Annotated in this window: 10 protein-coding genes; 6 read left to right on the plus strand and 4 right to left on the minus strand. The window is 49.9% G+C overall.

What is annotated here, in order from left to right:
* Positions 1 to 3: 3 nt before the first annotated feature.
* From nuoJ to queA, 6 genes are all read left to right on the plus strand, one after another.
* Positions 4 to 495 (plus strand): NADH-quinone oxidoreductase subunit J, encoded by a 492-nt coding sequence (nuoJ, locus tag K9N57_17135; protein MCF7805904.1) that lies wholly within the window; start codon positions 4 to 6, stop codon positions 493 to 495.
* 38 nt (positions 496 to 533) lie between these two features.
* The gene (gene nuoK, locus K9N57_17140) at positions 534 to 842 is read left to right on the plus strand and encodes an NADH-quinone oxidoreductase subunit NuoK (GenBank protein MCF7805905.1); all 309 of its coding nucleotides are present in this window, start codon (positions 534 to 536) and stop codon (positions 840 to 842) included.
* A gap of 1 nt (position 843) precedes the next feature.
* Complete coding sequence (gene nuoL, locus K9N57_17145; GenBank protein MCF7805906.1) at positions 844 to 2,736, plus strand: NADH-quinone oxidoreductase subunit L; 1,893 nt, start codon at positions 844 to 846, stop codon at positions 2,734 to 2,736.
* On the plus strand, positions 2,733 to 4,316 hold the full coding sequence (gene nuoM, locus K9N57_17150) for an NADH-quinone oxidoreductase subunit M (protein MCF7805907.1): 1,584 nt from the start codon (positions 2,733 to 2,735) through the stop codon (positions 4,314 to 4,316). Before nuoL ends, nuoM begins: the two co-directional genes overlap by 4 nt.
* Positions 4,316 to 5,749, plus strand: coding sequence for an NADH-quinone oxidoreductase subunit N (locus K9N57_17155; GenBank protein MCF7805908.1), 1,434 nt, complete (start codon positions 4,316 to 4,318; stop codon positions 5,747 to 5,749). Before nuoM ends, K9N57_17155 begins: the two co-directional genes overlap by 1 nt.
* 233 nt (positions 5,750 to 5,982) lie before the next feature.
* Positions 5,983 to 7,056: a tRNA preQ1(34) S-adenosylmethionine ribosyltransferase-isomerase QueA gene (gene queA, locus K9N57_17160; protein ID MCF7805909.1), complete on the plus strand. Its 1,074-nt coding sequence runs from the start codon at positions 5,983 to 5,985 to the stop codon at positions 7,054 to 7,056.
* Between the two features lie 84 nt (positions 7,057 to 7,140).
* On the opposite strand, the gene K9N57_17165 is transcribed toward queA, so the two are convergent.
* The 4 genes from K9N57_17165 to K9N57_17180 all read right to left on the minus strand — a co-directional run bounded on the left by K9N57_17165 (position 7,141) and on the right by K9N57_17180 (position 12,689).
* Positions 7,141 to 7,710 carry a TetR/AcrR family transcriptional regulator gene (locus K9N57_17165; protein ID MCF7805910.1) on the minus strand — a complete coding sequence of 190 codons (570 nt, stop codon included), beginning with the start codon at positions 7,708 to 7,710 and terminating at the stop codon, positions 7,141 to 7,143.
* A 518-nt stretch (positions 7,711 to 8,228) separates the two neighbouring features.
* The gene (locus tag K9N57_17170) at positions 8,229 to 9,494 is read right to left on the minus strand and encodes a hypothetical protein (GenBank protein MCF7805911.1); all 1,266 of its coding nucleotides are present in this window, start codon (positions 9,492 to 9,494) and stop codon (positions 8,229 to 8,231) included.
* Between the two features lie 93 nt (positions 9,495 to 9,587).
* Positions 9,588 to 10,367, minus strand: coding sequence for an outer membrane lipoprotein-sorting protein (locus tag K9N57_17175; protein ID MCF7805912.1), 780 nt, complete (start codon positions 10,365 to 10,367; stop codon positions 9,588 to 9,590).
* 63 nt (positions 10,368 to 10,430) lie between these two features.
* Complete coding sequence (locus K9N57_17180; protein MCF7805913.1) at positions 10,431 to 12,689, minus strand: MMPL family transporter; 2,259 nt, start codon at positions 12,687 to 12,689, stop codon at positions 10,431 to 10,433.
* Between the last annotated feature and the right edge of the window lie 385 nt (positions 12,690 to 13,074).

A 13,074-nucleotide genomic window follows, 5' to 3' on the forward strand; every position in this document is an offset into this window, starting at 1 on the left:
ATCATGACCGCAGTATTTTACATCGCCGGGACAGTCGCAATTATCGCATCATTGATGGTGATCACCCGGACAAATGCCGTCCATGCACTTTTATATATGATCGTCTCGCTGTTCGGCGCGGCCATTGTCTTTTATTCCATCGGCGCGCCATTTGTCGCGGCGCTGGAAGTCATAGTCTATGCCGGTGCGATTATGGTGTTATTTATCTTTGTCATTATGATGCTCAACCTGGGAAAGAAGTCAGAAGAACAAGAACGGCAATGGCTTGAGCCAAAGATGTGGATCGGTCCTGTAATCCTGGCTGTTATACTTGGCGCTGAGTTCGTCTATATGGTGAGTACCGGTCATGTAACGCCGATGGGATCCACGGCAGTTGAGCCCAAAGAAGTGGGCATCAGTATGTTTACCACATATATGTTCGGTGTGGAACTGGCAGGCATGCTGCTGCTGGCCGGACTTGTCGGCGCATATCATCTCGGTAAAAAAGCGCGGTAACGGGAATTTAAACGCACGAGGATGAGAAAAACAATTTTATGGCAATGATTCCCATGGAACACGGACTGATGCTGGCCGGCATCCTTTTTTCCATTGGATTGGTCGGGCTGCTGGTTCGGCGCAATATCATCTTTATGTTGATCTCAATCGAGATCATGCTGAATGCCGCCGGGATGGCTTTCGTTGTGGCTGGCGCACAGTGGATGCAGCCGGACGGACAGGTCATGTTTATGTTTATTCTGGCAACAGCTGCCGCGGAAGTAGCAGTCGGCCTGGCGCTGCTGCTTCAGCTCTACGAGAAATTCAAAACACTTGACGTTGACGCCGCAAGCAATCTGAGAGGTTGATGTGCTAGATCTTCTTTGGCTAATACCGACAATCCCGTTTGTAAGTTTCCTGATTCTGGTCTTTATGGGCGCTAGAATGTCCAAAAAGACTGCAGCTGTGGTTGGCGTTGGTTCTGTTGGGATTTCAGCAATTATCGCGGTGGGAATCGGCTTACAGTTTATGGCGGCGCCCCCGGAAGGACACGCATTTACCCAGACTCTCTGGACGTGGATCGGCGTCGGGAATTTTACCCCCGGATTTTCATTTTACCTGGATAGCCTGTCGCTATTGATGACCCTGGTAGTCACGGTGGTCGGGTTCTTTATTCATCTTTATTCCGTGGAGTATATGGCGGATGATGAATCCTATGCCCGGTTTTTCAGCTATATGAACCTGTTTATATCAATGATGCTGATGCTGGTGCTCGGATCCAATCTTTTACTGTTGTATCTCGGATGGGAAGGCGTAGGCCTCTGCAGTTACCTGCTTATCGGCTTCTGGTATAAGGATCCCGCTAACGGGCGCGCTGCACGAAAGGCGTTTGTGGTAACACGAGTAGGTGATACTGCCATGGCTATCGGGCTGTTTTTGCTTTTTACTCAACTGGGTACACTGAACATCCAGGCCATACTCGGGAAAGCTTCACTCCAGTGGACTATGGGATCACCTTACGCAGTGGCGGCCGCGGCATTGCTGCTCGGTGGTGCGGTTGGTAAATCAGCACAGTTGCCGCTGCAAACCTGGTTGCCGGACGCTATGGCCGGCCCGACTCCGGTGAGTGCACTTATCCATGCCGCAACCATGGTCACTGCTGGAGTCTATCTCATTGCACGCACAAATGTCATATTTAATCTTGCACCGGCTGTGCAACTGGTCGTCGCTATTGTCGGCGTCGCTACGTTACTCATTGCCGGATTCAGCGCGTTAGTACAGCGGGACATTAAGCGAGTGTTGGCGTATTCTACCATCAGCCAGATCGGCTACATGTTTCTGGCGCTTGGAGTGGGTGCGTACACTGCGGCAATGTTCCACTTTATGACCCACGCCTTTTTCAAAGCGCTGCTCTTCCTCGGCGCCGGTGCCGTCATCCTGGCCCAGCATCACAAGCAGGATATGTTTGAGATGGGCGGTCTCAAGGATAAGCTACCGGTGACATTCTGGACGTTCCTTGCCGGAAGTGCTGCACTCGCTGCGGTCCCGTTGATCAGCTCCGGGTTCTACAGCAAAGATGCTATTCTTTGGTACTCGCTTACATCAAAGGGCGGGAGCGTCTGGCTCTGGCTCGGCGGATTAATCGGCGCGTTTATCACTGGTCTTTACACCTTCCGGATGGTCTTCCTGACTTTCTATGGCAAGTCCAAAACCGAGGTCGATCACAAACCTGGGCGTGCGATCAAGATTCCACTTATTGTGCTCGGGGTACTCGCTCTTATCGGTGGTTTCGTGGAGATGCCGCATTCTATGGGACATTTTGCTCCATTCGGCGAGTTCCTTCATTCCGCGCTTCCGGAAGTTGACGCTTTTCACAGGAGCATCGGAACGGAACTCTTATTCCAGCTGATTGCAGTCGTGGTTTCACTCTCAGGGATTTATCTGGCATATCATATGTATCTGAAAAAGCCCGAAACGGCTGAAAATTTGGCTAAGGTACCCGGTGCCGCCCCGGTCCGAAAATTTCTGTTCTCCGGCTGGAAATTCGACTGGCTGTATGATAAGGTGTTTATCGTGCCACTCATGTGGTTCACCCGGGTGAACAAGAGCGATTTCGTCGATCTCCTCTATCAGGGCATTGCTATGCTCTCCCAGGGATTTAATATGCTGTTTCGCCAGACCCAGACCGGGAAGGTGCGGTTTTATGCAGCAGGCATCGCACTCGGTGCCGTAATAACTATAGCAATTGTGGTGTTTCTATGATACTTGTCTGGTTAATTCTCATCCCGATTATAGGTGGCGTTCTCGCCTGGATTCTGGATCGCCAAAGCAAAGCGGCCGGACGCTGGGTCTCCCTCATTGCCATGGTTATCGATCTCGGATTAGCAGTCTATCTTTGGATCCAGTACTTTGACAAGGTTGAGATGCTGGGGCAGGGGGCGTGGCTGGCTGAGTTCCAGTGGGACTGGATTCCGCAGTACGGTATCAGCTTTTACCTGGCGCTGGACGGTCTCAGTCTGCTGATGATTCTGTTGACAGGGCTCCTCGGCATCCTGTCGATTATGGCGTCCTGGACGGAGATTCAGGAGCGGAGCGGATTTTTCCACTTCAATCTGATGTGGATCCTCGGCGGCATTATCGGCGTATTTATGGCCATGGATCTCTTTTTGTTCTACTTCTTCTGGGAAATGATGCTGATTCCCATGTATTTCCTCATCGCCATCTGGGGACACGAAAACCGCATTTACGCTTCTATCAAATTTTTCATCTTTACCCAGGCAAGCGGATTGCTGATGTTGGTGGCGATTTTGGGGCTTTACTTTGTCCATCACGCGGAAACCGGGGTGTACACGTTTAATTACATGGAACTGCTAGGCACCTCTATGGCGCCGAACGTGGCCATGTGGCTCATGCTGGGCTTCTTCATCGCATTTATTACAAAATTGCCGGCATTTCCGGTGCACACCTGGCTGCCGGACGCTCATACCGAAGCGCCAACAGCTGGCAGTGTCATCCTCGCCGGGCTCATGTTGAAAACCGGCGCATACGGGCTGTTACGGTTCGTGTTGCCGCTCTTTCCGGGCGCTGCTGCGACAATTGCCCCGTACGCCATGTTCCTTGGGGTTGTTGGCATCCTCTATGGCGCCATTCTGGCGTTTGCCCAGAATGATTTAAAACGGCTTGTTGCGTATACCAGTGTGAGTCATCTTGGTTTTGTGCTGCTCGGCATATTCGCCATGAACGAGATTGCCATACAGGGCGCCGTGATGACTATGATCGCTCACGGCCTGAGCACAGGGGGGCTCTTTATTCTGGTCGGCGGTTTGTACGAAAAAATTCATACCAGAGATATGGATCGCATGGGCGGACTCTGGGATACAGTTCCAAAGATGGGCACTGCCGGGATGTTCCTGGCCATGGCGTCATTGGGATTGCCGGGGCTCGGTAATTTCGTTGGCGAGATGTTGGCACTGTTTGGTGCCTATCAGGCGAATATCCCATTGACCGTGTTTGCCACCATTGGGCTGGTGTTCGCGACGGTATATTCATTGTGGGTTGTGCAGCGGGCATTCCACGGAAAACCCCGTGAATCCTGGGGTATCACAGATTTCGGTGGCCGGCATATCACCATCATGGCGGTGATGGCGGTGGTCCTTGTCTGGCTGGGGCTCTATCCCAAACCGGTGCTTGATACAGCGAAACCGGCCGTACAGAACATCGAACAATCGGTGCGGATCCAAACCATTTCAGAAAAAACAACACCGGCGAATGACGCAAACGAATTGTCGATGGCGGAGGTTGAACACTACCTCAAGGCTGAACTCGATAACGAGGATATGTAATGACAGGTTCGGAATTTACAGGATTGCTACCGATAATCGTTGTTGCTGTAAGCGCCATTGTGGTGCTGCTACAGGTTGCGATAAAGCGGAATCACTTTCTTTCATTACTGCTGACCCTGGCCGGTATGCTCGGATCTTTTTTGACTATACCGATGGCCCGCGCTCTGTCACCGATCCAGGTTTCGTCGCTGATCCGTATTGATGACTTTGCACTATTTTTTATCGGACTGACACTTGCTGCCTCTGCCGTAGTTGCCATGCTGACATACAACTATATGAAAGAACGGGACGAGAACAGGGAAGAATACTTTATCGTGCTGCTCCTGGCTGTCCTCGGAGCCAATGTGTTGGTAGCCGCGACCCATTTTGTGTCGCTTTTTCTGGGGCTGGAGATTTTGACGGTTTCGCTTTATGTGATGATTGCCTATCTCAGGGAGAGCAATTTACCACTGGAAGCCGGTCTTAAATACCTGATACTGGCGGCCGCCTCTTCAGCCTTTTTACTTTTTGGAATGGCGCTTGTCTATGCCGAACTCGGCGCGATGGAATTTAGTGTCATCGGAACACGTCTTGCAGAAACCGGGGGATTCCGTTCGGTATTTATCTTGACCGGGTTCGGACTCATTCTCACCGGCGCCGGGTTTAAACTGGCCGTAGTCCCGTTCCATATGTGGACTCCAGATGTGTACGAAGGGGCACCTGCACCGGTTACGGCATTTGTGGCCACGGTATCCAAGGGCGGAATGTTGGCTGTGTTGCTACGGTATTTTGTCACGACAAATGGATATGAGTATCAGTCCGTGATAGTCGCTGTGAGCATTATTGCTGTTCTTTCCATGTTTACCGGCAATTTCCTGGCACTGCTGCAACGGAACGTGAAACGCCTGCTTGCCTACTCTTCGATTTCCCATCTGGGCTATATCCTGGTGGCATTTATTGCAGGTGGAGCAATGGCGCTGGATGCCATCGCATACTATCTGGTGGTCTATTTTGCGACTACGCTCGGTGCATTTGGCATAATCTCATTATTATCCGAGGGAGGGGACGAGCGAGTTTCTATTGATGACTATCGCGGCCTGTTCTGGACGCGTCCATGGCTGGCAGCCGGCTTTACTCTGATGATGTTCTCCCTGGCCGGTATCCCGCTGACTGCCGGATTCATTGGAAAATATTTTGTTGTAACCGCCGGTGTGGGCTCTGCATTGTGGGGGCTGGTCCTCGTGCTGGCTGTAAATAGTGCCATCGGCTTATACTATTATCTCAGAGTTGTGGTGGCAATGCTTTCATCTTCGAGTTCATCTGAGGACCTACCTGCGATGAGCTATGGGGGGCGTATAATCTTTGGAGTTCTGAGTATCGCTATTTTGTACTTCGGTATCTATCCGGCACCGCTTGCCGAACTGATTCATAAGATGATGCAGAGTTTAGGCTGATTTCCAGCTGATCCAATTTACTAAAACTATTACAGCAGGTTACTCTGTGAGAAGTTTCAGAAAAGAGAAAAGTGGATTTATTCCGTTACTGATGTTTTTCATTTGATTTTCTTTCAGGATAATATTTTATTTACAAAATCACTTAAGAATATTAAAGACTTTAGAGTTTATTTTCCATTTCGTACCATCTATATTTATAAAATGTATTAACAGATAACGGAGATAAAAAATACATGGCATTTAACCAGGTCGATCCGATTTTACAAAGTGATAAGGTTCACCCGGACGATTTTGAATTCGAACTACCCGAGGATAAAATAGCGAAATACCCGGCGGACCCACGGGACAGCGCCCAGATGATGGTGTTGCACCGAACAGGGGAATCCCCTGATGAAACGGTATTTACTGACGTCACAGAGTATTTAGAGAAAGGTGACGTGCTCGTCGTCAATAATACGCGGGTTTTTCCAGCCCGGTTTGACGCAATTAAGGTAGATAACGGCGATCCCATTGATATTTTCCTGATCAGGGAGTTGAATCCCACCACATGGGAAGCGATGGTCGATCCGGCCAGAAAGGTTCGGATTGGCAATTCCATACGCTTTGGGGACAGTATCGAGTGTGATGTGATTGATAACACCGTCTCCAGTGGGCGGGTACTCCGATTTCAGGGAGACGGAGAAGAAATCCGCCGTGAGTTGGAAAAAATAGGCAAGGCGCCGCTTCCACCCTACATCGACAGGGAATCCGAAGAGGAGGACAAGGAACGGTATCAGACGGTCTATGCCAAAGAACCCGGTTCTGTGGTAGCCCCTTCTGCTGGTCTGCACTTCACAGAGTCGCTTTTGGATAAGCTCCGAGATAAGGGCATCGAAATTGTTGAAATTACACTCCATCTCGGTCTGGAGGCGTACGAACCGATTACCATTAGCGATCTCTCCAAATACGATATGCAGGGAGAGCGGTTTGAAATTCAGCCCGGGGCAATTGATCGCCTGAATAAAGCTAAGAAATCAGGGAACCGCGTTGTGGCTGTCGGTGCCTCAACTGTCAGGGCGCTGGAGTCTAATCAGTACCAGGGTGAAATTATCGTACAGAAGGAAAACTGGACAGACTTGTTCATCTATCCACCGTACGATTTTCAGATAGTCGACGGGCTCATCACCAATTTTCAGCAGTCGAGATCAGCGACAATGATCCTCCAGAGCGCGTTTTATTATAAGGACGGACTGTTGGATGCCTACCAGCATGCGATGGAGAAGGACTACAAATTCCTGAGCTTTGGTGATGCGATGTTGATCATCTAAGTGGACACATATTGTGAAAGTGCAAGACGACTGTGGGCCAGGGTGCCCACAGTCGTTTTTTTTAGTTCAATTCGCCGGCTCAGTTTATTTTAAAAGACCCCGAAAAACGGATGTTTCCAGGTCGGCTTGAATCTCCTCCCGGGGAAAACCGTTGTCCAGTAGAAACCACTGAATCACGGATGCGAGGATCATCCCCTCAATCGCGGCGGCAATTGTCGTTGGATTCACCTGGCGAAATTCACCGGAATCTAATCCATTTTGGATGATCGGTTCCAATATAGCTGTCCGGCTGGACTGGATTTGCCGGATATGATCCTCGAATTTCATCCGGTAGCCCAGGACTTCTCTGATAAGGAATTTAGCAAGGTTCGGGTGGTCATCATAGTAGGCAATCTCAACCGCGATGATGGCTCGTAATTTTTCCACGGGATCGTCAATTGGTTCCAGCGCCTGTCGTATCTCATTGGTGACGTCCTCAATTGCAAATTCCACCAGGGAAGAGAGGAGATCATCTTTGCTGGAGTAAAATCGGTAAATGGTTCCTTTGCCCACCCCGGCTGTCTCGGCAATCTCCTGCATCGTCGTCTGTTGAAATCCCTTCTCTGCAAAGATGTCGATGGCGGTGTCTATGATGAGGCGTTGTTTGGGTTCCATGAACAGTGCTCGAGTGTTTAAGTGTTCGTGTGTTCAAGTAACAGAGTGTGTTATTGTGTTAGCGTGTTAAAGTGTTATTGTTAAAAACAGCGTGCATTGAGCTTCCTGGTTCAGCGTCAAAGCCCGTTGGTAGTTCCCACTTTAGCGGGGTTTGTTTGTTGTTATTTGTTAGTAGTTGGTAGTTCGAAATATCATTTTGAGTCATTCAATTCTCTATCGCCTAGTTGAAATTTTACCCACGAACTACCAACAGTTTTTTCCTTTTCTCCTTTCTCCCTTCTCCCTTCCCTTCTTCACTCTTCATTTTTTAATCGGCCTTTTCTTCATAAACACAGCTGATTAAGAGTAAGATTAAGATTAGGATTAGGGAACCCCACCCTTATACCCTTATGCCCCTATACCCCTATACCTTTTACTTTATACCCTATACCCCATTCCCGTTTTTTCCGGTCTCCCTTCTCCAGCCTCCGTTCTCCGGTTTTTTACGCAATACGTAATACGCAATATTTCGTTTCGCGTTAAAAATCCACAGTCAACCGTCCGTATACCCGATCTCCGATCATTTCGGAGAATAGGGAGCCGTACTGAGCGTTATTCAAATGCACCAGAGTACCACCAAACTCAAGCGCCACTGCGTTGCCCAGTGAATAGTTGAACTGCGGCTGCAGGAAATAGGATTCGCTCTCAAGGTCATACAGTCCGGTCAGTTCGATGCCGTGAAAACCGAAGACGGTTTTTGTCCCGTGGATCATCAGAGCCGTGACGTCATCCTCATCCTCGCTACGCCCCTGAATATAGAGCCCCTGGCCGACAAGGTACAAGTCATTGGCAAACCGGTAGTCGGCGCCGCCCACCACGGAAAATGCGTTATCCAGATGATCATTGGTATACCTGTTTTGAATCCCCTCGACCCAAATCCCGGCATCGCCGAGCGTACCTATGATATCGAGACCAACCCGGTTGACCTCGGGATAGTAGAAATACACCGTCGCCAGGGGATCCGTTTGATTCGGTTGTCCCGGAATGACGGTGATGGAATTGCCGGTAGCTTCTTCATCAACGCCAAAGAATTTTCCGTATCCGTGATAACCGCTGAGGGAGACGTCGAAGTTCCATAATCCGCGCTTAGTTACCTGAAATCCACCGGAAGTTTTCTCCAACGTTGAAGGTACAACCGGGATACTGTAAGGGTTATTGGGATCCGGAGAAATAGTAATCCCCGGAACAGACTGATTTAGTCCCTGGGTGACTTGAGCGGCGGTTTGGGCAAGGAGCATCCGTTCGGAGCCCGGTGGCAGCTGATGCGTTGAATGAAACGGTGTTATCGCTCCGGCGATCTCGATTCTCTGCGGGCCGTAGTACCGCGCCGACGCCGCGATTACACCCATCCGCTTCTCACCGGGATTAATGATGGTGAGATCGTACGGATTAAAGTAGGAGGTGGGATTCAGCTGATAGGCGCTGCCCCAGGAGATGACCTGCTTGCCGAATCGCCAGTCGATGTAATCGGTGTAGTAGTCCACGTACGCCTCCTGGAACAAGGGAGTCACCGAATTGGTGCCGTACGAATTCAGCTCCACGTCCAGATGCATACCGGCATCCTGTCCCAGCGATTTATCGAAATACAGGTTCAGCCACTGCTGATGCGCGTAACTGCTGTCCGCACTCCGAACCTCAAATTCGCCCCTGTATTGGCCGCTGATCTCCAAGTCCTGGGCTAATCCGGCTGATGTAATTAGAAAAATACCTAACGCTAAATAGACTAATTCTGATACTCGTCTCATCGGAAACCTCCCCGAGAGTTTTATTACAATAATTTGGAATTAAACGGTAGAGCCGTGCCATGGCACGGCTCTACCGTATAACCGCTAATATCTCTACCGCTGTCGTTCCATATACCGTGTCGTGAAAATACGATCCCGAATCTCCGCGTTGTATTGAACTTCATCCAGTTGCAACACCGTTTTCGAACCCTTCTCCACGTTTTCCATAGTCATGGTTCTGGCCGTCCAGTTCCCGTCTACCTGCTCTACCTGGTCGTTAGTGAGCCGCTTTTGTACAGTCTCCTCACTGCTGTAAAATTCTATTTCAGAGGGAAACCAGGTGGATACGGGGACCCGCATCACAGTATGGTGGTAGTCGATATCGTCCTTCAGGGGATTCAGCCGAAGGACATACGCCTCTCCGGTATACTCGATAATGCTGGCTTCATAATCTTCGCCGTAGTTCCCTCCACCCAGGATCGTCATATCGTTGTAAGTGAAGTCGGTACCGACGAAACTCCCACTCTTCTGGCTGCCGGCAATCCGCCGGACGCTCCCCAGCACTGGCATGTACAGATACATCTCCTCGTCACCGTTATCCTGTTCCAGCGAAAGAAAAGCAGTCCCTTCGATATCCGCCGGCGCCGTAAACCGGATAAACGACTTGGTCTGTCCGTCTGCATCTTTTATATAGACCTTGAGACCGCGACTCCGTTTACTCCCCGACGCGTTGTACAGATCCATGGAGAGTTGCATCTCCGCCGAGGTAGCATCGATGGCATTTTCCACGTTGTCAATTACCTCTTCCGCAGTTAAATCCTGCGCCGATATATGTCCGGTAATCAGGACGATACCCAAAATTATCCCAGCGATGTAAAAAGCGCTTCGTCTCATAAATATTACTCCGGTTTTTTCGTTCAACTTCCCATTGGTATTAATTTTCGTATCTTCATATCCTTATGTTGTGTTTCGAACTTTCTCATATGCCACAATCAGCGACGGGAGCAGAATCATCGCTCCAAGGAAAGAGAGCACCATAGTCACAGATGAAAGCAAACCGAACATCCGTAACGGTGGAAAAGTCGAGAGCAGCAGCACCAGGAAGCCAGCGGTCACTGCGAATGCGTTAAAATAGTTCGCTCTCCCCACCGTATGGATGGCGCGATTGAGTGCGGACTCCAGGTCACCGTTCTTGTCCACCTCTTCCTGAAACCGGGTGTAAAAATGGATGCTGTAGTCGATACCAATTCCCACTGCGACGCTGGCAATCATGCTCGTGGCCACGTCCAGCGGAATGGTACTCCAGCCCATAATGCCGAAGTTCACCAGCACCGTCACCGCGATGGGAATACTGCAGAACAGCCCCTTGCGTGCCGACTTCAGCAGCAGGCTGGTGACGATAAACGCGAACAGCACCGCAGAGATAATGCTCCGGATCTGACTGGAGAGAATCAGCGCCATCAGCTGCTCGCCCAACACCGGTACGCCGGTCACGGTGATATCCAGGTCGCGATCCCCGAAATGCTTGGCAATCAGCCCGTCAACCTTCTCCAGAATATTTTTAGTCACTGTACTCCTGGTGCTGCCATTCATCACGCGAATCCGCATCTCCTGGTGATCGAAGTCGATAAAGTCCTCCAGAATGGCATCATCGTCGGATTCCAACAGCAGGAGATACTGGGCGATTCCCGATTCCGGCAGCCGGTTATATGCGGGATCATTCTCGTGAAGCGCCTGATTCTCCTCCGCCAGTAGATCCACCACAGACAGCGAATTCTCGAGGAGATCGATGCTGTCTACAGCCATCTGGAGGTTTTTTACATCTTGTAAAAATTCCGGGTTCTCAATGCCGTTCTGTTCGCCGGTATTGATAACAATTTCCAGAGAAGCCGCGCCGCCGAATTCCTTGTTCACTAGGTCGTGCGCCTTTCGGACTTCGCTGTTCTTCGGGAAAAAGGTGATGTAGTTCGTCTCCGGTTGAATCGATGGTATCACCCAGGCGGAAACCCCGATAATGACGAGAACGATAATAATCACCTGGGTTGAGTAGTTGTGTACGATATCCGAAATTTTATCAAAGAGGGAATCGAGTCCGCGGCGGTTTTCTGCGGAACGGAAATTCTTTGGCGCACGCATAACCAGAAGTGCCGCCGGTAGAAAGGTGATGGAGATAAGAAGCGCAACGAGTATTCCGAAAGCTGTAAGCAGACCGAAATCCCGAATGATGCGGAGCTGTGAGAGTCCCAGCGAAGAAAATCCGGCGGCGGTGGTAATCCCTGCCATGACAATAGCCAGTCCTACGTTCAGGATACTCTCCGAAACGGCCTTTTTCTTGCCGAGTCCCTCATGCTGATCTTCATAGAACCGCGCCAGGAAATGGATGGCATACGCGCTGCCCACACTTACAAGGAGCACCGGAAGGGCAGTGCTCACTATCGATAGTGGCTGTCCCAGCCAGCCGGAAAATCCGATGGTAAAAATGAGACTGATGAACACAATGACAATCGGGAGTCCGACGCCGCGCTTGCTCCGGAAACCCCAGAACAGGATGAGCATCACTATGATACTAACAAACGGAAGCAGCCGGATAATATCCCCCTGCATACTGTCGGCAATTTCTTCGGTGAGCACCGGACTGCCGGTGAGATAGGTTTCGCCGGGGAATTCTGTGGATTCCCGGATGCGCTTCATCTCACGAACGACGGTTTTCTGGTCGGAATCCGGATCGAGTTGCACCAGGATATTGGCGTACCGGAAATCTTTGGAAATAATCGAGTCGATATATCGCGGATGCTCTTGGATTTTATCGCGGATCTGCGCTGCGGCTTCCGGCGTCTCCGGCAGTTCGGGCACAAGTGCTCCGACTTCTATGGTAAAACCTTCACCACGGATTTTATCCACGTTGGTGATGCTGGTGACCTGTTCCACACCGTCAATTTCGCCGAATGCGGTTGTGAGGGAATCGATAAGGCGGAGTCCTCCCACATCTGCAATGTTCTCATCGCCCACGACAAATACGATGAATTCGGAGCCGCCGTATTTTTCGGCTACCTGATTGAAGGTTTCCACTGCCGGATGGTTGGCGGGAAACATCTGCTCCAGTTCGGTATTTACGCCGATGTCAAAGGCGTGATATCCGAAGAAGGCGGTAAGCAGGAGGGTAATGGTAATTATCGACTTGGGGTATCGTTGAACAAACCGGCGAATCAGTTCCATTTTAAGTTCCTGTGTTCAGCATAAATTTTGGTAATATTTTCAACAATATTTCATTCTGTATCATTTTATAAAACTGACCAGTCAGTTCTCAATCAGTTTACGGATGGCAATCAGAAAATGCAATATCCTGATTTATGAAGGATTATAGTGGTTTGTCTGAAAAACACTTTTACTCTCATGAAAATACAGGAGATAGCGTCTGTTTTAATTTTCCTTCCTGAATCGTACCTTTAAATAACTTAATTAAACCCGTTGTGCGAAACTCAATGAACAGAAAAAGACTCGTACAGAAGGCTACTCCTGTGTATATTATGGGTGCTAAGCTCATAATAAAACAAGGAGATAGCCTCATGCACGATATCAAAAAAGCCTTCGACCAACTCCG

Source organism: Candidatus Neomarinimicrobiota bacterium (genome assembly GCA_021734025.1).
Lineage (GTDB): Bacteria > Fidelibacterota > JAANXI01 > JAANXI01 > JAANXI01 > JAANXI01.